General features: G+C 76.5%; 19 protein-coding genes. 12 read left to right on the forward strand and 7 right to left on the reverse strand.

The window, feature by feature from the left end:
* The first annotated feature begins 3 nt into the window (after positions 1-3).
* Positions 4-624: a 3-isopropylmalate dehydratase small subunit gene (gene leuD, locus ACI79F_RS00695; RefSeq protein WP_456543717.1), complete on the forward strand. Its 621-nt coding sequence runs from the start codon at positions 4-6 to the stop codon at positions 622-624.
* A gap of 79 nt (positions 625-703) precedes the next feature.
* Here the strand turns inward: leuD and ACI79F_RS00700 are convergent, their stop codons facing one another.
* From ACI79F_RS00700 to cofC, 3 genes are read right to left on the reverse strand one after another with little or no spacing between them, the layout of a single operon-like run.
* Positions 704-1,663, reverse strand: a complete 960-nt coding sequence (locus ACI79F_RS00700) for an NUDIX hydrolase (protein WP_456543716.1) — start codon at positions 1,661-1,663, stop codon at positions 704-706.
* A gap of 4 nt (positions 1,664-1,667) precedes the next feature.
* Positions 1,668-3,749, reverse strand: coding sequence for an RNA degradosome polyphosphate kinase (locus ACI79F_RS00705; RefSeq protein ID WP_456543715.1), 2,082 nt, complete (start codon positions 3,747-3,749; stop codon positions 1,668-1,670).
* A 57-nt stretch (positions 3,750-3,806) separates the two neighbouring features.
* On the reverse strand, positions 3,807-4,451 hold the full coding sequence (gene cofC / locus ACI79F_RS00710) for a 2-phospho-L-lactate guanylyltransferase (protein ID WP_456543714.1): 645 nt from the start codon (positions 4,449-4,451) through the stop codon (positions 3,807-3,809).
* Positions 4,452-4,568: 117 nt separating this feature from the next.
* Here cofC and ACI79F_RS00715 point away from each other — a divergent pair, with 117 nt between their 5' ends.
* The 4 genes from ACI79F_RS00715 to ACI79F_RS00730 are packed head-to-tail and all read left to right on the forward strand — an operon-like array spanning position 4,569 to position 9,229.
* Positions 4,569-5,369 carry a lysophospholipid acyltransferase family protein gene (locus ACI79F_RS00715; protein WP_456543713.1) on the forward strand — a complete coding sequence of 267 codons (801 nt, stop codon included), beginning with the start codon at positions 4,569-4,571 and terminating at the stop codon, positions 5,367-5,369.
* The gene (locus ACI79F_RS00720; RefSeq protein ID WP_456543712.1) at positions 5,366-6,394 is read left to right on the forward strand and encodes an NAD(P)H-dependent glycerol-3-phosphate dehydrogenase; all 1,029 of its coding nucleotides are present in this window, start codon (positions 5,366-5,368) and stop codon (positions 6,392-6,394) included. The genes ACI79F_RS00715 and ACI79F_RS00720 overlap by 4 nt, the downstream gene beginning before the upstream one ends.
* A 28-nt stretch (positions 6,395-6,422) precedes the next feature.
* Positions 6,423-7,577 (forward strand): cystathionine gamma-lyase, encoded by a 1,155-nt coding sequence (locus tag ACI79F_RS00725; RefSeq protein WP_456543711.1) that lies wholly within the window; start codon positions 6,423-6,425, stop codon positions 7,575-7,577.
* Between the two features lie 38 nt (positions 7,578-7,615).
* Positions 7,616-9,229: a TIGR03767 family metallophosphoesterase gene (locus tag ACI79F_RS00730; RefSeq protein WP_456543710.1), complete on the forward strand. Its 1,614-nt coding sequence runs from the start codon at positions 7,616-7,618 to the stop codon at positions 9,227-9,229.
* Between the two features lie 132 nt (positions 9,230-9,361).
* On the opposite strand, the gene ACI79F_RS00735 is transcribed toward ACI79F_RS00730, so the two are convergent.
* Positions 9,362-10,138 (reverse strand): CDP-alcohol phosphatidyltransferase family protein, encoded by a 777-nt coding sequence (locus ACI79F_RS00735; protein WP_456543709.1) that lies wholly within the window; start codon positions 10,136-10,138, stop codon positions 9,362-9,364.
* A 106-nt stretch (positions 10,139-10,244) separates the two neighbouring features.
* Here ACI79F_RS00735 and ACI79F_RS00740 point away from each other — a divergent pair, with 106 nt between their 5' ends.
* Complete coding sequence (locus ACI79F_RS00740; RefSeq protein WP_456543708.1) at positions 10,245-11,396, forward strand: D-alanine--D-alanine ligase family protein; 1,152 nt, start codon at positions 10,245-10,247, stop codon at positions 11,394-11,396.
* On the forward strand, positions 11,393-12,058 hold the full coding sequence (locus ACI79F_RS00745) for a hypothetical protein (RefSeq protein ID WP_456543707.1): 666 nt from the start codon (positions 11,393-11,395) through the stop codon (positions 12,056-12,058). Before ACI79F_RS00740 ends, ACI79F_RS00745 begins: the two co-directional genes overlap by 4 nt.
* Here the strand turns inward: ACI79F_RS00745 and ACI79F_RS00750 are convergent, their stop codons facing one another.
* Entirely contained in the window at positions 12,059-12,589 is a 531-nt protein-coding gene (locus ACI79F_RS00750; RefSeq protein ID WP_456543706.1) for a DUF3515 domain-containing protein, read from the reverse strand.
* A 91-nt stretch (positions 12,590-12,680) separates the two neighbouring features.
* Positions 12,681-12,914 carry an Lrp/AsnC ligand binding domain-containing protein gene (locus tag ACI79F_RS00755; protein ID WP_409329754.1) on the reverse strand — a complete coding sequence of 78 codons (234 nt, stop codon included), beginning with the start codon at positions 12,912-12,914 and terminating at the stop codon, positions 12,681-12,683.
* A 92-nt stretch (positions 12,915-13,006) separates the two neighbouring features.
* Here ACI79F_RS00755 and ACI79F_RS00760 point away from each other — a divergent pair, with 92 nt between their 5' ends.
* Genes ACI79F_RS00760 through ACI79F_RS00770 form a run of 3 tightly spaced genes read left to right on the forward strand, consistent with a single transcriptional unit; the run spans position 13,007 to position 15,202 of the window.
* Positions 13,007-14,050, forward strand: coding sequence for a thiamine-phosphate kinase (locus ACI79F_RS00760; RefSeq protein WP_456543705.1), 1,044 nt, complete (start codon positions 13,007-13,009; stop codon positions 14,048-14,050).
* Positions 14,034-14,585, forward strand: coding sequence for a GNAT family N-acetyltransferase (locus ACI79F_RS00765; protein ID WP_456543704.1), 552 nt, complete (start codon positions 14,034-14,036; stop codon positions 14,583-14,585). The genes ACI79F_RS00760 and ACI79F_RS00765 overlap by 17 nt, the downstream gene beginning before the upstream one ends.
* Positions 14,573-15,202 (forward strand): cytidylate kinase-like family protein, encoded by a 630-nt coding sequence (locus ACI79F_RS00770; protein ID WP_456543703.1) that lies wholly within the window; start codon positions 14,573-14,575, stop codon positions 15,200-15,202. Before ACI79F_RS00765 ends, ACI79F_RS00770 begins: the two co-directional genes overlap by 13 nt.
* A gap of 116 nt (positions 15,203-15,318) precedes the next feature.
* Here the strand turns inward: ACI79F_RS00770 and rpmB are convergent, their stop codons facing one another.
* Positions 15,319-15,510: a 50S ribosomal protein L28 gene (gene rpmB / locus ACI79F_RS00775; protein ID WP_456578857.1), complete on the reverse strand. Its 192-nt coding sequence runs from the start codon at positions 15,508-15,510 to the stop codon at positions 15,319-15,321.
* 141 nt (positions 15,511-15,651) lie between these two features.
* On the opposite strand from rpmB, the gene ACI79F_RS00780 reads away from it, so the two are divergent.
* Both ACI79F_RS00780 and recG read left to right on the forward strand, forming a co-directional pair.
* A complete protein-coding gene (locus tag ACI79F_RS00780) occupies positions 15,652-17,304 on the forward strand; it encodes a DAK2 domain-containing protein (RefSeq protein WP_456543702.1) in 1,653 nt (550 codons plus the stop codon).
* A complete protein-coding gene (gene recG / locus ACI79F_RS00785; protein WP_456543701.1) occupies positions 17,305-19,497 on the forward strand; it encodes an ATP-dependent DNA helicase RecG in 2,193 nt (730 codons plus the stop codon).
* Position 19,498 lies beyond the last annotated feature (1 nt).

Genomic DNA, 19,498 nt, shown 5'->3' on the forward strand with positions numbered 1-19,498 from the left:
CCCATGGACGCCTTCACGACCCACACCGGCACCGTCGCGCCGCTGCGCCGCAGCAACGTCGACACCGACCAGATCATCCCGGCCGTCTACCTGAAGCGGATCACCCGCACCGGCTTCGAGGACGGGCTGTTCGAGGCCTGGCGGACCAACGAGCCGGACTTCGTGCTCAACCAGCCGCAGTACCAGGGCGCCTCGGTGCTCGTCGCCGGCCCGGACTTCGGCACCGGTTCCTCCCGCGAGCACGCGGTCTGGGCCCTGCTGGACGGCGGCTTCCGCGTCGTCATCAGCTCGCGGTTCGCCGACATCTTCCGCAACAACTCGACCAAGGCGGGCCTGCTCACCGTGCTGCTGCCGCAGGACGAGGTCGAGGCGCTGTGGGCCGCCGGGGAGGCCGACCCGGCCACCGAGGTCACCGTCGACCTGCAGGCCAAGGAGGTCCGCTTCCGGGCGGGCGGGGGAGAGCATCGCGTCGTCCCGTTCGCGATCGACGACTACACCCGCTGGCGGCTGCTGGAGGGCCTGGACGACGTCGGCCTGACCGAGCGCCACCTGGCCGACATCGAGGCCTACGAGGCCGCCCGCCCCGCCTGGAAGCCCCGGGCGCTGCCCGCGCTCCCCGCCTGACGCCGTCCGGCCACGATCAGCCGACCTGATCGCAGAGCGTCCTCCCTCACCGTCCGCGGTGAGGGAGGACGCTCGATGATCAGGTCCCCTGATCCGAGAGGACGCCGACGTGGACGCCGGGGCCGGTGGCGTCCGGGTCCGGGGCGAAGTCGCGGTAGTAGTCGGCGAGCAGCGCCCCGTGGCGGCCGCCGAGCACCCAGGTGCTGCCCTTGGCCGCCGGCGGCCACAGCGCCCCGGCCACCCCGGCCCAGCGGACCCCCAGGCTCATCAGCATCGAGGGGATCGCGCCGCCCTGGCTGCACACCACGGTGACCCCGGGCCCCGGCCGCGGCTCCAGCAGACGATCGATCGCGGCCAGCGCCGCCTGCGGGTCGGCGGCGAACTCCTCCTCGCCCACCTCCGGCAGCGGCTGGACGGGCAGGCCCAGCGCCTCGGCCAGCGGCTCCACGGTCTCCCGGCAGCGGGTCCGCTCCGCCGACAGCACCGCCGTGGGCGCGAACAGCGGCAGCACCTCGGCCAGCCGCCGCGCCTGCCGGCGGCCCTTGCCGTCCAGGGGCCGCAGGTCGTCGTCGCCGTCCCAGTCCGACCGGCTGCCGGCCCGCGCGTGCCGCACCAGCAGCAGCGTGGGCGAGCGCGGCAGGTCGGCGCGCGCGAGGTCGGCCAGCACCGCGCGGTCGTGGTCGTGGGTGACCAGGTCGGCGGCCGCGTCGACCGGCAGCCAGCGCAGCTCGTCGGTCTCGTGCCCGGGCTCGAACGCCCCGCCGACGGCCTCCATCAGCCAGTAGTCCACCCGCTTGGTGCCGGCCTCGACCGCGTACTCCGTGCGCAGGCTGCGCCGGCCGACGACCACGGCCAGGCCGGTCTCCTCGCCGACCTCGCGCACCGCGGTCTCGATCAGCGCCTCCCCCTCGTCGTGCTTGCCCTTGGGCAGCGACCAGTCGTCGTAGCGCGGCCGGTGCACCACCGCGGTCTCGACCTCGCCGTCGGCCGTGCGCCGCCAGACCGCGCCGCCGGCGGCCGCGACCACCTCGTCGGCCACCGGCTCAGCCCACCTGCTCGACGACGGCGGCCATCAGGCCCGCCTGGTGGTCGCGGCCCTCCCGGCGCGTCCACCGCGCGTCCGGGCCGAGCTCCCAGCAGCGCACGTCCGGGGCCATGGCGGAGTCGAACATCGCCACCAGCTGCCGCTGCGCGCCCTCCTCGCAGACCCGCAGCAGCACCTCCACCCGCCGGTCGAGGTTGCGGTGCATGAGGTCGGCGCTGCCGATCCACCACTCGCCCTCGCCGCCGTTGCGGAAGTGGAAGACCCGGGAGTGCTCCAGGAACCGGCCCACGATCGAGTGCACCCGGACGTTCTCCGACAGGCCCGGCACACCGGGCCGCAGCGCGCAGATGCCGCGGATGAACAGCTCCACCGGCACCCCGGCGCAGGAGGCGTCGTAGAGCGCGTCGATGACCCTCTCGTCGACCAGGGAGTTGACCTTGAACCGGATGCGGGCCGGGCGGCCCTCCGCGGCGTGCCGGGCCTCCCGCCGGATCTTCTCCACCAGCCCGGTCCGGACGCCGTGCGGAGCCACCATCAGCTGCCGGTAGGTCGTCTGCCGCGAGTAGCCGGTCAGCGTGTTGAACAGGTCGGTGAGGTCGGCGCCGACCCGCGGGTCGGCGGTGAGGATGCCGAGGTCCTCGTAGATCCGCGCCGTCTTCGGGTTGTAGTTGCCGGTGCCGATGTGGCAGTACCGGCGGATGACCCCGCCCTCGCGGCGGACGACGAGCGCGGTCTTGCAGTGGGTCTTCAGCCCGACCAGGCCGTACACGACGTGACAACCGGCCCGCTCCAGCTCGCGGGCCCACGTGATGTTGGCCTCCTCGTCGAAGCGCGCCTTGATCTCCACGAGGACGACGACCTGCTTGCCGGCCACGGCCGCGTCGATCAGCGCGTTGACGATGGGAGAGTCACCCGAGGTGCGGTACAGCGTCTGCTTGATCGCCAGCACGTTGGGGTCGGCGGCGGCCTGCTCGATGAACCGCTGCACGCTCGTGGCGAACGAGTGGTACGGGTGGTGCACCAGCACGTCACCCTCGCGCAGGGTGGCGAAGACGCTCATGGGCGTCTCGCCCTCCGACAGCCGCGGGTGGGTGGCCGGCACGAACGGCTCGTCCTTGAGCTCGGGCCGGTCGAGGTCGTAGAGGGCCATCAGCGCGGCCAGGTCCAGCAGGCCCGGCACGGTGACGACGTCCTGCGGGCTGACCTCCAGCTCGGAGACCAGGACGTCGAGGATCCGCGGGTCCATCGTGTCGTGGACCTCCAGCCGCACCGCGGGGCCGAACCGGCGGCGGGCCAGCTCGCGCTCCAGGGCCTGCAGCAGGTCCTCGTCGCGGTCCTCCTCGACCTCCAGGTCGGCGTTGCGGGTGACCCGGAACAGGTGGTGCTCGAGCACGTCGAGGCCGGGGAACAGCTGCGGCAGGTGCGCGGCGATCAGGTCCTCCAGCGGGAGGAAGGTCGCCGTCGCGTCCGCCGTCCCCACCTGCACGAACCGCGGCACGTTGTTGGGCACCTTGAGCCGGGCGAACCGCGGGGCGCCGGTGTCGGGGTCGCGGACGGAGACGGCGAGGTTGAGCGACAGCCCGCTGATGTAGGGGAACGGGTGGGCCGGGTCCACCGCCAGCGGGGTGAGCACCGGGAACACCTGGTCGCGGAAGTACTCGCGAAGCCGCAGCGCGTCGGAGTCGGCGAGGTCGTCCCAGTGCACGATGCGGATGCCCTCGGCCTCCAGCAGCGGCCGGACGTCGCCGGCGAAGCACGAGGCGTGCCGGTGCACCAGCTCCTGGGTGCGCTCGGTGACGCGGGCGAGCTGCTCGCGGATGGTGAGCCCGTCCGGGGAGCGGACCGTGAGGCCGGTGCTCTGCCGCCGCTTGAGGCCGGCGATGCGGACCATGAAGAACTCGTCGAGGTTGCTGGCGAAGATGGCCAGGAACTTCATCCGCTCCAGCAGCGGCAGCGAGCCGTCCTCGGCCAGCTCGAGCACCCGCGCGTTGAAGTCCAGCCAGGACAGCTCCCGGTTGAGGAAGCGGTCGGGCGGCAGCTCGGCCCGGGGCGCGGGAGTGTCGGTCGTCGTCTCGGCCACGGCGTCATCGTGCCGCAGGAAGGTGAACGGCGAGCGATGGCGGGGGACTCCCGCAGGTCAGCGCGGGGGCGCCGGCAGCGGCAGGCGGGGCAGCACCCCCGCGGTGTGCCGGCCGACGCCGAGCCGCACCGCCTCGGCCAGGTCGGCGGCGGTGTCGACGTCGCGGCGCAGCCCCGGCCAGTCGCCGGTCAGCGGCCGCGCGCCCCCGGCCGCGTGGGCGGCCGCCGACCCCGCCCCGAAACGCGGGTCCAGGTCGCCCGCGCGGGCGGTGAGCAGGGTGGTGCCCGTGCCCGCCGCGTCGGCGACCAGGCCCCGGGCGGTGCCCTCGGCCGCCGCCAGCGCGGCGGCGAGCTCCGCCGGCCGCAGGGCGGGCAGGTCCGACGACAGCGCCGCCACGGCGGCCGTCCGCGCGGCGCGGGCGCCGTGGGCCAGGGCGGGGTTCAGGCCGCGGTCGGGCTCGTCGGGCACCGTGCGGGCGCCGAGCCCGGTGACCACCGCCGCCGCCCGGGGGTCGTCGGTGACCACCACGACGTCGGCCACCGCCGTGCCGCCCGACGCGGCGGCCAGGGCGGCGGTGACGGTGTCGGCCAGCAGCGCGAGCACGAGGTCGGCGTGCAGCTCCGCGGCGGCGCCGGTGAGCGGGGCGAGCCGGGTCTTGGCCACCGCCAGCCGCTTGGCCGGGACGACGACGGACCACTCCACGGCCACAATGTGAGCACACCGGCCCGTCGGGGCGGCGCGCACGGAGGACCCGGTGGGCGGTCGGCGGGGCGCCAGGGTCGATCATGGTCCGGGTCACAGCGAGCGAGAGGGGTGCCGGTGACGCAGGGAACGTCCCCCGAGGTGGCCGGGGAACGGCCGCCCAAGCGGCGGACGCGGGGCCACATCCCGTGGGCGCTGCGGCTGGCGGTGGTGCTCATCTACCCGACGGCGTCCCTGCTCTACCGGCTCCGGTACCGGCACGGCGAGCGGCTGCCGGCCACCGGCCCGGTGCTGGTGGTCGTCAACCACGTCTCCGTCGTGGACCCGCTGGCCTGCGCCCGGCTGGTGTGGGACCAGGGCCGGGTGCCGCACTTCCTCATCAAGGACGCCGTCTTCAAGGGGCTGCTCGGCACCCTGCTGCGCCAGGCCGGGCAGATGCCGGTCGCCCGGGGCTCCTCGGACGCGGCCCGGTCGCTGGAGGAGGCCCGGGCCGACCTCGCGGCCGGCAACGTCGTGGTGATCTACCCGGAGGGGTCGGTCACCCGCGACCCGGACTGGTGGCCGATGCAGGCGCGCACCGGTGTCGCCCGGCTGGCGCTGACCACCGACGCCGTCGTGGTCCCGGTCGCCCAGTGGGGGCCGCAGCGGGTGCACGACTACCACGCGAAGAAGCTGCACCTGCGCCCGCGGACGCCGGTGGACTACCTGGTCGGCGAACCGGTCGACCTGGCGGCGCTGCGGGCGGAGGTCCGCGCCGGGCGCCCGCTCAGCCCCGAGCTGCTGCGCGAGACCACCGACCTGGTCATGGGCCGGGTGCGCGACCAGCTCGCCGAGCTGCGCGGTGAGCCCGCGCCGGCCGGCTTCGCCCCGCGCCCGCGCAGGAAGCTGCCCGGCGACCTGCCGGGGACGGCCGCGTGACCGAGCTCGCGAGGTCACGGACGGGGCCCGGCACCCGCGTCGCCGTCCTCGGCGCCGGGTCCTGGGGGACGGCGTTCGCGAAGGTCCTCGCCGACGCCGGCAGCACCGTCGTCCTGCACGCCCGCCGCCCGGAGCTGGCCACGGCGATCACGGCCGACCGGGAGAACGCCGACTACCTGCCCGGCGTGCGGCTGCCCGACGGGCTGCGCGCCACCGCCGACGCCGCCGAGGCGCTGGACGACGCCGACGTCGTGGTGCTGGCGGTGCCGTCGCAGTCGCTGCGGGCCAACCTCACCGACTGGGCGCCGCTGCTGCCGGCCGACGCCAGCCTGCTGTCGCTGATGAAGGGCATCGAGCTGGGCAGCACCAAGCGGATGAGCGAGGTGATCTGCGAGGTGACCGGCGCCGGCCCCGACCGGGTCGCCGCGCTGTCGGGACCCAACCTGGCCCGGGAGATCGCCGAGGAGCAGCCGGCGGCCACGGTCATCGCCTGCCCGGACCACGACCGGGCGGCGGCCATCCAGGCGGCGTGCGTGACCCCGTACTTCCGTCCCTACACCAACACCGACCTGGTCGGCTGCGAGCTCGGCGGCGCGGTGAAGAACGTGATCGCGCTGGCCTGCGGCGTCGCCGAGGGCATGGGCTTCGGCGACAACACCCGCGCCTCGCTGATCACCCGCGGGCTGGCCGAGACCGCGCGGCTCGGGGCAGCGCTCGGCGCGGAGCTGACCACCTTCGCCGGGCTGGCCGGCCTGGGCGACCTCGTGGCGACCTGCAGCTCGCCGCTGTCGCGCAACCGCACCTTCGGGGAGAAGCTCGGCCGCGGCATGTCGCTGGAGGAGGTGCAGCGCAGCACCCGCCAGACCGCCGAGGGCGTGAAGAGCTGCCGGCCGGTGCTCGACCTCGGCCGCGCGCAGGGCGTCGACATGCCGATCACCGAGGCCGTCGTCCGGGTGTGCCACGAGGGCGTGACCGCCGCGCAGATGGTCAAGGAGATCATGTCGAGGGAGGCGAAACCGGAGTGACCGGCGTGCCCAGCGGGACGGAGCCGGAGTGAGCGCACTGCCCCCCGGGTGGGGCGACGGCACCCGGTCGGTGCGCGCGGGGGAGGAGTCGGCCGTGCCGGGCGCCCCGCTGCGGCCCTCGCCGGTCTTCGCCGCCCCCTTCCACCTGGCCGACCAGCCGCCGCGCGCCGGCGGCGCCGACGCCTACGCCCGGACCGAGCACCCGACCCTGCGGGTGCTCGAGGAGGCGCTCGGCGAGCTCGACGGCGGCCGCTGCCTGTCCTTCGCCACCGGCATGGCGGCGATCAGCGCCGCCGTCCTGGCGGTCACCGCGGCCGGGGACCGGGTCGTGCTGCCGTCGGACGGCTACTACGCCACCCGCGTGCTGGGCCGGGAGGAGCTGACCCGCTTCGGGCTGCGGGTCGAGTACGTGCCCACGCCGGAGATCGAGGCGTACGCGGCCGGCGGCGGCCTGCGCGGCGCCCGGCTGGTGCTGCTGGAGACGCCGAGCAACCCCCAGCTGGACGTCTGCGACGTCGCCGCGGTGGCCACGGCGGCCCGCGACGCCGGGGCGCTGGTGGCGGTCGACAACACCACCGCCACCCCGCTGGGCCAGCGGCCGCTGGCGCTGGGCGCCGACCTCACCGTCGGCTCGGACACCAAGGCGCTCACCGGGCACAGCGACCTGCTGCTCGGGCACGTCAGCACGACCGACGACGGCCTGCACGACCGGCTCAAGGGCTGGCGCGACCGCACCGGCGGCACGCCCGGCCCGTTCGAGGCGTGGCTGGCGCACCGCTCGATGGCGACCCTGGACCTGCGGCTGGCCCGGCAGGCGGAGAACGCGCGGGCCGTCGCCGGCCTGCTCGCCGCGCACCCCGGCGTCACCGGTGTCCGCTGGCCGTGGCTCGAGGGCGACCCGTCGGCGGCGCTCGCGGCCCGCCAGATGCTGCGGCCCAACGGCGTGGTCTCGGCCGAGCTGCCCGACGAGGCGGCGGTGGCCCGGCTCGTCGCGGCCGGCCGGCTGTGGGCCGCGGCGACCAGCTTCGGGGGGCTGCACAGCACGGTCGACCGACGCGCCCAGTGGGGCGGCGACGCCGTGCCGCCGGGGTTCGTGCGGTTCTCCTGCGGCATCGAGGACACCGCCGACGTGGTGGCCGACCTCGCGACCGCGCTCGACGCCGCCGTGGGCGGTGTCCGCTGAGCCGCACGACGCTCGACCGGGTCCTGGCGGCCGGCGAGGTGCTGCGCGTCGGCCGGGACAGCCCGTACCACGCGCTGGCCTGGCGGCCCGGCGAGCCGCACCGGGTGCGCCGCGACCTGGTCGGCGGCTCGTGGGAGCCGCCGCGGACCGGCACGGAGGCGATCGCCTGCCTGGCGCACGTGACCGACATGCAGCTGGCCGACGTCTGCTCGCCGGCGCGGTTCGAGTTCTTCAACCGCTTCGCCGCCGACCCGCGGATGGCCGCGCTGGTGCCGATGCAGCGGCCGCAGGAGGCGCTCACCGCGCACGCGATCGACGCGCTGGTGCGCACGCTCAACGCCGTGCGCGGCGGGCCGCGCACCGGGCACCCGCTGCAGGTGGTGGTCACCACCGGCGACGCGATCGACAACGCCCAGTGGAACGAGCTGTCGCTGTGGCTGGACCTGCTGGCCGGCGGTGTCGTGTACCCCGGCGCGGGGCTGACCGCGTACGACGGTGTGCAGGCGGCGGGCTGGCCGCACGACCTGTTCTGGCGGCCCGACGTCGAGGGCGAGCCCGACCTGTTCCGCGACCGGCACGGCTTCCCGCACCGGCCGGGCCTGCTCGAGGCGGCCTTCGCCGGCTTCTCCGCCGAGGGGTTGCGGCTGCCGTGGCTGGGCTGCCACGGCAACCACGAGGCGCTGATCCAGGGCGTCGGCGTGCCGACCCCGGCCCTGCAGGAGTACCTGCTGGCCGACCAGAAGCCGGTCGAGATCGCCCCGGACCTGCCGCTGGAGGACGCCGTCCGGCTGTTCACCCACTCCTCGGAGGTCTTCACCACCGCCCCGTCGCGCACGGTCACCCCGCTGGCCGACCGGCGGATCGTCGACCGGCGCTCGTTCGTCGCCGCGCACCTGTCCGACCCCGGCACGCCGGAGGGGCACGGCTTCACCCCGGACAACTACCGGGACGGGACGGCGTACTACGCCTGGGACGGCCTGCCCGGCGTCCGCGTCATCTGCCTGGACACCACCCGGGTGACCGGCGGCAGCGCCGGTTCGGTCGACGCCGTCCAGGCCCGGTGGCTGGCCGAGCGGCTGCGGGAGGTCTCCTCGGCCTACCTCGAGCCCGACGGCACCCGGGTGGTCACCGGCAACGCCGACCGCCTCGTGGTGCTGCTGTCCCACCACGGGTCCACCACGCTGACCCGGGCGGAGGCCTTCCGCGCCGTCCCGGCCGGCGAGGCGGGCGTGCTCGGCGGCCCCGACCTGGTCGACCTGCTGCACCGGCACCCCAACGTCGTCCTGTGGCTCAACGGGCACACCCACGTCAGCGAGGTGCGGCCGTGGCACTCGCCGGCCGAGCCCGGCCGCGGCTTCTGGGAGGTGACGACCTGCGCGGTCGTCGACTGGCCCGGCCAGGCCCGGCTGGTGGAGTTCCTCGACAACGGCGACGGCACCCTGTCGCTGGTCTGCACGATGGTCGACCACGACAGCCCCGCCCGGCCCCCGGACCCGCTGGACCCCGCCGCCCGCGACCCGCGGGCGCTGGCCTCGCTGCACCGGGAGCTGTCGGCCAACGTGCCCTGGGCCGGCCTGCACTCGGGCCTGGCCGGCGGCCCGCAGGACCGCAACGTCGAGCTCGTCCTGCGCGACCCGCGCCGGCACGACTGACCCCGCCTCGGGCCGTGCCCGCGGAGCCCGCCACCGCGCAGACCGTCACCGCGCAGACCGTCACCGCGCAGCGGTCCTGTTCCGCTGCACCGTGACAGCGGAGCTGCCCGCCGACACCGCGGGCGGCGGCCCTCAGGCGGGGACCCGCTCCGCGCGCCGGCGCCGCCGGGCGGCGAGCGCGGTGAGGTAGAAGCTGACGGCCCAGTAGTAGACGACGTAGGCCAGGGACGCGGCGACCACCAGCGGGTGGGGGTCGGGGTACTGGAGGAGCAGCACGGCGTAGGTGACCGCCCAGACCGCGGACAGCACCAGGCTCAGCGTCCGCAGCGCTCCGCTGCGGGAGGGGTACAGGAAGCGGATGGGGACGAACACCAGGATCGAGAAGGCGACCAGGAACGCCGCGAGGACCGGCTCGCCGGCGTCGAGCACGATCGCGTAGAACGCCACGACGTTCCAGTAGCTGGGGAAGCCCAGGAACGTGTGGTCGTCGGTCTTCGCGTCGACCCGGCAGAACTGGTAGCTGGAGGCCAGCAGCGGCAGCGCCGCCAGGACCCACCCCAGCGGGCCGTCGGGGAGGTGGCCGGTCGTCCACAGCAGGACGACGGGCGCGAAGACGTAGGTCAGGTAGTCGACGATGTTGTCCAGCAGGGCGCCGTCGAACCAGGGGATCGTCTGCTTGACCCGGGCGCGCCGGGCGAGCATCCCGTCGGTGCCGTCGATGAACAGCGCCGCCAGCCCCAGCCACAGGGCCGCCTCGGCGTCGCCGTCGATGGCCGCGATGACGATGAGGAAGCCGAGGACGGTGCCCAGCGCGGTGTAGAGGTGCACCGCGGCACCGGCCAGCCGCAGCCCTCGGGAGAACGGCGGACCCCCGGCGTCTCCCGGCGACCGCTGGGCCTCGGGTGCCACGGGCGCCACGGTGGCGGGGTCCTCGGACATCGGCGACGAGGTTCCCACACCGCCCGCGCCGCGGCTCTCCGGGCGGCCGGGCACCGCTCGGTTAGGGTCGCTCCCGATGAGCGGACAGGCACGGAAGCTGCGCGTCGCGGTGGTGTTCGGCGGTCGCAGCGCCGAGCACGCCATCTCCTGCGTGTCGGCGGGCAGCGTCCTCGCCGCGCTGGACCGCGACCGGTACGACGTCGTCCCCGTGGGCATCGCCCGCGACGGCCGCTGGGTGCTGACCGACCCGGACCAGGCCCTGGCGATCGAGGACGGCCGGCTGCCCGAGGTCACCGGCGGGACGCCGGTGTCGCTGGTCGGTGACCCGTCCGGCCGCGGGCTGGCGCCGCTGGACGCGGCGGCCGCCGAGAAGCTGGTCGAGGTCGACGTCGTGATCCCGGTGCTGCACGGCGCCTACGGGGAGGACGGCACCGTCCAGGGCCTGCTGGAGATGAGCGGCCTGCCCTACGTCGGCTCCGGCGTCTTCGCCAGCGCCGCGTCCATGGACAAGGAGTTCACCAAGAAGCTGCTGGCCGCGGCCGGGCTCCCGCAGGGCGACCACGTGGTCCTGCGCGACGCCTCGGGCGCGCTCTGCCCGGACCCCGCGGTGCTCGACGAGGCCGCCCGCGAGCGGCTGGGCCTGCCGGTGTTCGTCAAGCCCTCCCGCGCGGGGTCGAGCATCGGCATCTCCCGAGTCACCGACTGGGCGCAGTTCCCCGAGGCGGTGGCCACCGCGGCCGCGGTCGACCGCAAGGTCGTCGTCGAGGCCGCCGTCCCGGGCCGGGAGATCGAGTGCGGGGTGCTCGCGGGCCCCGCGGGGGGCGCGCCGGAGGCGAGCCTGCCCGCCGAGATCCGGCTCAAGCCCGGCACGGACTGGTACGACTTCGACGCCAAGTACCTCGAGGACGCCGTCGAGTTCGACGTGCCCGCCGACCTCACGCCCGAGCAGACCCGGCTGGTGCAGCGGACGGCCACCCGCGCCTTCCTGGCGCTGGACTGCCGCGGCCTGGCGCGCGTGGACTTCTTCCTCGGCACGGGCCCCGACGGCGCCGACCGGCTGGTGATCAACGAGGTGAACACGATGCCGGGGTTCACCCCGATCTCGATGTTCCCCCGGATGTGGGCGGCCAGCGGGGTGGCGTACCCCGAGCTCGTCGACCGGCTGGTGGCCAGCGCGCTGGACGGCGCCGCCGGCCCGCCCACGGGCGGTCCCCGGACCGGTCGGTGACCCGCCGGCGGCCCGCGCGGCCGGTCGCCCCGCTGCTCGCCGCCCTGCTCGCCGTCCCGGCCACCGCCTGCGGCACGGAGGACGGCGGGGACGCTGCGCGGGCCGCGGCGCCGGCCGCCGCCGCGGCCACCCCGGAGACCGCCGAGGAGCTGGCGGCCCTGCTGGTCACCGAGGTGCCCTCCGGGCTGGCCCGGGTGCCCGACGCCGACGTCGACCCGCCGGCGGGGGAGAAGTCGATCGAGGACGTCGCCGGGTACGCCGACGACCCGGACTACGAGCGCGGCGTGCTGGAGGACTACGGCTACCGCTACGGCTGGGAGCGCTTCTGGGGCACCCCCGGCGGCACCGTGACGAGCGTGTTCGTCGACCAGTTCGCCGACGCCGCCGGGGCCGCGGCCTACGCCGGGGACCTCGCCGCGGACGGCGCCGACTTCTACGCCGGCCTGCTGCGGCACGACCCGGCGCAGCTGCCCGAGGGCTGCCGGCTGCTCACCGTGGAGCGCCCCGACCCCGGCTCGCGGGTGACCGGCCCCGCGGCCTTCGCCTGGTGCTCCTCCGGCGTCTTCAGCGTCGCCGTCAGCGCGGTGGCCGGCACCGTGCAGGCCGCCACGGACGAGGTCACCGCCCTGGTCCCCGAGCAGCTGGACCGGCTGGCCGGCTGATCAGCCGGCGGGCTGCGGCTCCCGGTAGGGCAGCGTGGCGGTGACCAGCGGGCCGAGGGCGATCGCCGGGCCGCTGCTGACGTCCGCGGGGACGGTCAGCTCGACGTACACCGAGCGGTCGACCGCGGTCCACACGACCTGGTCGGGGTCGGTGTCGTCGACGAACCAGGCGACCCCGTTCAGCTCGAACAGCTGGGGGCCGCCCACGACGAACCCGGCGGGCCGCTCGACGCCGCAGCGCAGCACGACCGGCGGCTCGCCCCACGCGTAGGCGTAGGGGGTGTCCGACCGCACCCGCCGGGACTCCAGCCCCGCCAGCTCGTTGGGCAGGTCGGTCATGAACGCGGGGCACGCGGCGTCGGCCTCGGGGGTCACCGGGGGCACCGCCACGTCGAGCACCGGCAGCTCGTCGCGGGCGCTGGTGGGGCCGCTGACCCGCGCCGGGGAGCCGTCGTCGTCGCCGGCGTCGTCCCCGCGCACGTTGACCAGCACGAGCAGGACCGCCAGCAGCGGGACGACGACGGCGGTCACGAGCAGGGCCGCGCGCCGCAGCGGGTCGGGCCGGGGGGCGTCGGGCTCGTCGCCGGCGCCGCCCGCGGGGCGGGGCTGCTCGGTCAGCGGCTCAGATGTTGACGACGGGGCAGGTCAGCGTGCGGGTGATGCCGTCGACCGACTGCACCCGCGCCACCACCAGGCGGCCGAGCTCGTCGACGGTCTCGGCCTCGGCGCGCACGATCACGTCGTAGGGGCCCGTCACGTCCTCGGCCTTGGTGACCCCCGCGATCTCGGCGATCGTCGTGGCGACCTGCGCGGCCTTGCCGACCTCGGTCTGGATCAGGATGTAGGCGTGGACCACGGGAGAACCTTCCTCGGGCAGCGCTGCCGCCGGTGTGCGACCGCCGGCCGGCGGGTCGGACCGAAACGTACCGCAGTGACCGGGGGCACCCCGTGACGCGGCCTCCCGCACCCGGCGGCCGGGCGGAGACCGTCGCGGCCCTGGGCGAGTTCGGTCTGATCGACCGGGTCGTCGCCCGGGCCGGCGTCGCGCGGGTCAGCGAGGTGGGCCCCGGCGACGACGCCGCCGTGCTGCGAGCCCCGGACGGGCGGGTGGTGGCCACCACCGACGTGCTCGTCGAGGGCCGGCACTTCCGGCGCGACTGGTCGTCGGGCACCGACGTGGGGCACAAGGCGGCCGCGGCCAACCTCGCCGACGTCGCCGCGATGGGCGCCGTCCCCACCGCGCTGCTGGTGGGGCTGGCCTGCCCGCCCGACACGCCCACCGCCTGGCTGGAGGAGGTGGCCGACGGGCTGGCCGCCGAGGCGGGCCCGCTGGGCGCGGCCGTCGTCGGCGGGGACACCGTCGCCTCCGCCCCCGACAGTGGCGCCGTCGTCCTCTCCGTCACCGCGCTGGGCGACCTCGGCGGCCGCCGGCCGGTGCTGCGGTCGGGTGCCGCGCCCGGCGACGTCCTGGCGCTGGCGGGCCGGCTGGGCTGGTCGGCGTGCGGGCTGGCGGTGCTGCGCCGGGGCTTCAGCAGCCCGCTGGCGGCGGTGCGGGCGCATCGCCGTCCCGAACCGCCCTACGCCGCCGGCCCCGCGGCGGCCGACGCCGGCGCCACCGCGATGTGCGACGTCAGCGACGGCCTGCTCGCCGACGCCGCGCACCTGGCCGAGGCGAGCGGGGTGGCGATCGAGATCGACGGGACGGCGCTGGCGGCGGCCACGCTGGACCTGCCCGGCCCGCTGCCCCAGGTCGGCGCGGCGCTCGGCGTCGACCCGATGGCCTGGGTGCTCACCGGGGGCGAGGACCACGCGCTGCTGGCCACCTTCCCGGCGTCTGCCACCCTGCCCCCCGGCTGGTCGGCGATCGGGGCCGTGCTCGACGCCTCGTCCGGCGCCGGCGACGGGCCGGGTGTGCGGGTGGACGGCCGGCCGGCGGCCGCGGTCGCCGAGGCACTGGGGGCAGGAGGAACGGGTCATGTCCACTTCGGGTGACGGGACCCCGTCGGGGGAGCACCGGCTCGCCGACGGCCGGGTCGTGCGGCTGCGGGCCGCCGGCTACGACTCGCCGGTCGCCCGCGCCCTGGTGGCGGCGGTGCAGCGGGAGTACGTGACCCGCTACGGCGGGCCCGACGAGGCGGCCGTCGACCCCGCCGAGTTCCGGCCGCCGGCCGGGCTGTTCCTCGTCGCCGAGGCGGACGGCGAGCCGGTCGGCTGCGCCGCGTGGCGGGTGCACGCGCCGGGCGTGGTGGAGGTCAAGCGGGTGTACGTCGCCGCGGGCGCCCGGCGGCTGGGCCTGGCCTCGCTGCTCATGGACGCGATGGAGGCGAGCGCCGCGGCGGCCGGGCACTCGGCGGTCGTGCTCAACACGGGGGACCGCCAGCCCGAGGCGATCGAGCTCTACCGGCGCCGCGGGTACACCCCGGCGCCCGGCTACGGCGTCTACGCCGACTCGCCCGGCGCGGTGTTCCTCGGCAAGGAGCTGGCCGGCCCGCCGGCCGCGGAGGAGGAGCAGTCGTGGGCATCGTGACCGTGTCCGCCCCCTACGGCGCCGGCGGCGCCGAGGTGGCGCCCGCCGTGGCCGAGCGGCTGGGGCTGCCCTTCCACGACCGGGCGATCCCGTTCCAGGTCGCCGGCCGGCTGGGCGTGCCGGTGGCCGAGGCCGAGGAGAACGACGAGCGCGTCGCCCGCGGCCTGTGGCGGCTGATCGCCTCGCTGGGCAGCGTGCCCGACCCGGTGGGCGGGGTGCTGCCGGTGACCGGCATCCCCGACGAGGGCGCCTTCCGGCTGCAGACCGAGCGGGTGCTGACCGAGATCGCCGACACCGGCGGGGGCGTCGTCCTCGGCCGCGCCGCCGCGCTGGTGCTGCGCGACCGCGCCGACGCCCTGCACGTGCGCCTGGACGGGCCGCCGGACCGCCGGCTGGCGGCCGTGGTGGCCCGCTCCGGCCGGCCGCGGGAGGAGCTGCGCCGGGAGATGGAGGCCAACGACCGGGCGCGGGAGGCCTACGTGCGGCACTTCTACCGCTGCGACCCGGCGTCGGCGCGGCACTACCACCTGGTCGTCGACGGGACGGCGCTGCCGCTGGACTCCGTCGTGGACCTCGTCGTCCTCGCCGCGCGGGCGCGGGGCATCGGCGCCTCCTGAGCCCGGGCACGACGAAGGACCCCGCAGGTCGGTGACCTACGGGGTCCTCGGTGTCAGGCCCTCCTGCAGGGGCCCACCGCGAGCGCGCGAGCGGTGGGGGGCAGGAGGGTCCTCACTCAGGCGCGGGTCACCTTGCCGGCGCGGATGCACGAGGTGCACGCGTTGATCCGGCGACGGTTGCCCGGGGCCACGAGGGCCTTCACGGACTGGATGTTCGGGTTCCAACGGCGCGGCGTGCGGCGGTGCGAGTGCGACACCGACATACCGAAACCGGGCCCCTTGCCACAGACATCGCACACGGCAGCCACGGCGGATCACTCCCAGATCTTCGACTTCACAGGCGGCGCTCGGAACGGCGACCGCGTACAGACCGTCGGCCAGTCTAACCGCTCCCAGCCGGGAACGTCGCGCGGCCCGGCGGCGTCGGTGCGCGTGGGTACCCTCCGCCCGTGCTGCCGGTGCTGGACGACGCCGCGGCCGGCCGGTGGTGCCGGGCCGCGGTCGCCGCGTTGTCCGAGGCCCGGGGCCGCCTCGACGAGCTCAACGTCTTCCCGGTGCCCGACGGCGACACCGGCACCAACCTGCTGCTCACCGGCGAGGCCGCGCTCGCCGCCCTCGACGCGGCGGGGGAGGCGGGGGAGGCGGAGTCGGCGTGGGCGGTCCTGGCCCGCGGCGCGGTGCTGGGCGCCCGCGGCAACTCCGGCACCATCCTCGCCCAGCTGATGCGCGGCCTCGCCGACCGGCTGGCCGGTGCCGGGCCGGCCGACGGGCCGGCCTTCGCCGCGGCGCTGCAGGGCGCGGCCGAGGCCGCCTACGGCGCGGTCGCGGTGCCCGAGGAGGGGACCTTCCTCACCGTCGCCCGCGCCGCCGGGGAGGCCGCCGTCGCCGCCGTCGCCGACGGGTGCGCCGCGCTGGCCGAGGTGGTGCGCGCCGCCGCCGACGGCGCCCGGGTCGCCCTGGAGGGCACCCCCGCGCAGCTGGCGGCGCTGCGCGACGCCGGGGTGGTCGACGCCGGCGGCGCCGGCCTGTGCCTGGTGCTCGACGCGCTGGTCACCACGGTCACCGGCGTCGAGCCGGCCCGCCCGCCGCTGGTGCGCCGCACCCCCGCCCGCGACGCCGGCCCGGCGACCGGGCACCGGCACCACGGCCACGCCCACCCCGGCGACCCGGACGTGCCGCACCAGCCGCCCGCGGGCCCGGGCAGCGAGGTGCAGTACCTGCTGGCCGACACCGACGAGGCCGCGGTCGCCCGGCTGCAGGCCCGGCTCGCCGAGCTCGGCGACAGCCTCGTCGTCGTCGGCGTCGACACCCCGACCGGCCGGGAGTGGAACGTGCACGTGCACGTCGCCGACGTCGGCGCCGCGATCGAGGCCGGCATCGAGGCCGGGCGCCCGCACCGGATCTCGGTGACCCCGCTGGCCCCCGTGCCGCCCGCGGCGCCGGTGCAGGGCACCCGGGCGGTGGTCGCGCTGGTCCCCAGCGACGGCCTGGCCGCGCTGTTCGCCGGCGAGGGCGTGTTCGTGGTCACCTGCGGGCCGGACGGCGTCACCGAGGACGACGTGCTCGACGAGGTGCTCGGTTCCACCGCCGCCTCGGTGGTGGTGCTGCCCAACGACGCGGGGCTGACCGCGCTGGCCTCCCGCGCCGCCGTCCGCGCCCGCGGGATGGGGCGCGAGGTCGCCGTCCTGCCCACCCGGTCCCCGGTGCAGGGGCTCGCGGCGATCGCCGTCGCCGACCCCTCGAGGCACTTCGGCGACGACGTGGTGACGATGGCCGAGGCGGCCGCGGCCACCCGCTGGGCCGAGGTGACCGTCGCCGACCAGGAGGCGCTGACCTCCGCGGGCCGGTGCCGCCCCGGCGACACGCTGGGCTCGGCCGAGGGGGACGTCGTGGTGGTCGGGCCGGACCGGGTCGCGGTCGCCTGCGAGCTGCTGGACCGGCTGCTGTCGGCCGGCGGGGAGCTGGCCACGCTCGTCGTCGGGGAGGACACCGAGCTGGGCGACGCCGCCTGCCGGCACCTGTCGGTGGTGCACCCGACCGTGGAGGTCGTGCGGTACGACGGCGGGGCGGCGGGGGTGCCGCTGCTGGTGGGGGTGGAGTGAGTGGCCTTCGAGCTGAGCACCGACCTGTCGAAGGTGCTGGGGCCCAAGACGGCCAAGGCCATGGCGACCTCGCTGGGCCTGCACACGGTGCGCGACCTGCTGCGGCACTACCCGCGGCGCTACGCCCGGCGCGGCGAGATGACCCGGCTGGACGACCTGCAGGTCGGTGACCGGGTCACCGTGCTGGCGCAGGTCCGCAAGGTCGCCACCCGGCCGATGCGCCAGCGCCGGGGGATGCTCACCGAGGTCACCGTCGGCGACGGCGCCGGCACCATGCAGCTCGTCTTCTTCAACCACCGGCACGGCCACCTGCGCGAGGGTGCGTGGGGCCTGTTCGCCGGCACCGTGGGCGAGTACCGCAACAGCAAGCAGTTCGCGCACCCCGACTTCCACCTGATCACCGGCGACGACGACGAGGAGTGGGCGCGGGCGCTCATCCCGATCTACCCGGCGAGCAAGGAGGTCAGCAGCTGGGTGATCCAGCGGTCGGTGAAGCTGCTGCTCGACTCCGGCGGCGGGTTCGGGTTCGTGACCGACCCGCTGCCCGAGGAGATCCGCGCCCGGCACGGGCTGCCCAGCCTCCCGGCCGCGCTGCTGGACATCCACCGGCCGACGTCGACCGACGACGTCGAGCGGGCCGAGGAGCGGCTGAAGTGGGACGAGGCGCTCACCCTGCAGCTGACGCTGGCCGCCCGCCGCCGGGCCGCCGCGCTCGAGCCGGGCACCGCCCGGCCGCGGCGGGCCGGCGGGCTGCTGGACGCGGTCGACGCCGCGCTGCCGTTCGAGCTGACCGAGGGCCAGCGCGCGGTGGGCGAGGAGCTCGCGGCCGAGCTCGACCGCGACGTGCCGATGCACCGGCTGCTGCAGGGCGAGGTCGGCGCGGGCAAGACCGTCGTCGCGCTGCGGGCCATGGCGCAGGTGGTCGACGCCGGCGGGCAGGCGGCGCTGCTGGCGCCCACCGAGGTGCTGGCCGCCCAGCACGCCCGCGGCATCGCCGCGCTCCTCGGACCGCTGGGCCGGGCGGGCGAGCTGGATGGCGACCCGGCCGGCACGCGGGTCGTGCTGCTCACCGGCTCGCAGCGGGCCGCCGCCCGCCGGGAGGCGCGGGCCGCGGTCGCCGACGGCAGCGCCGGCATCGTGATCGGCACCCATGCCCTGCTGCAGGAGGGCGTGGACTTCGCCGACCTCGGCCTGGTCGTCGTCGACGAGCAGCACCGCTTCGGCGTGGAGCAGCGCGACGCGCTGCGGGCCAAGGGCAACCGCCCGCCGCACGTGCTGGTCATGACCGCCACCCCGATCCCGCGGACCGTCGCCATGACCGTCTACGGCGACCTCGAGACCTCCACGCTGCGCCAGGTGCCCAGCGGCCGCGGCGGGGTGGCCAGCTCCGTGGTGCCGTCGAAGGACAAGCCCGCCTGGCTCGAGCGGGCCTGGGAGCGGCTGCGCGAGGAGGTCGCCGCCGGCCGGCAGGCCTACGTCGTCTGCCCGCGGATCGGCGAGGTCGAGGGGGAGAAGGGCACCGAGGAGGAGGAGCCCGGGGACGACGACGGCGCCCCGGCCGACGACGGCGGCGAGCGGCGGGCGCCGCTGGCGGTCCTCGACGTCGCGGAGCACCTGCGCACCGGCCCGCTGGCCGGCCTGCGGCTCGACGTCCTGCACGGCCGGCTGACGCCGGACGACAAGGACGCGCGGATGCGGGCGTTCGCGGCGGGGGAGACCGACGTGCTGGTGGCCACGACCGTCGTCGAGGTCGGCGTGGACGTCCCGAACGCCACCGTCATGGTCGTGATGGACGCCGACCGCTTCGGCGTCAGCCAGCTGCACCAGCTGCGCGGCCGGGTCGCGCGGGGGAAGCACAAGGGGCTGTGCCTGCTGGTCTCGGAGGCGTCGCCGGACTCGGCGACCGGGCAGCGGCTGGCCGCCGTGGCCGGCACCTCCGACGGGTTCGAGCTGGCCCGGCTGGACCTGGAGACCCGCCGCGAGGGCGACGTCCTCGGGGCCGCGCAGTCCGGCCGCCGCTCCGGCATCCGCCTGCTGTCGCTGCTCGAGGACGAGGAGCTCATCGCCCGGGCCCGCACCGAGGCCACGGCGCTGCTGGCCACCGAGCGCGGGCTGGCCGACCACCCGGGCCTGGCGATGGAGGTGGCCGCGCTCGCCACCGACGAGCGCGCCACGTACCTCGAAAAAGCGTGAT

The organism is Blastococcus sp. SYSU D00868, from assembly GCF_054050575.1.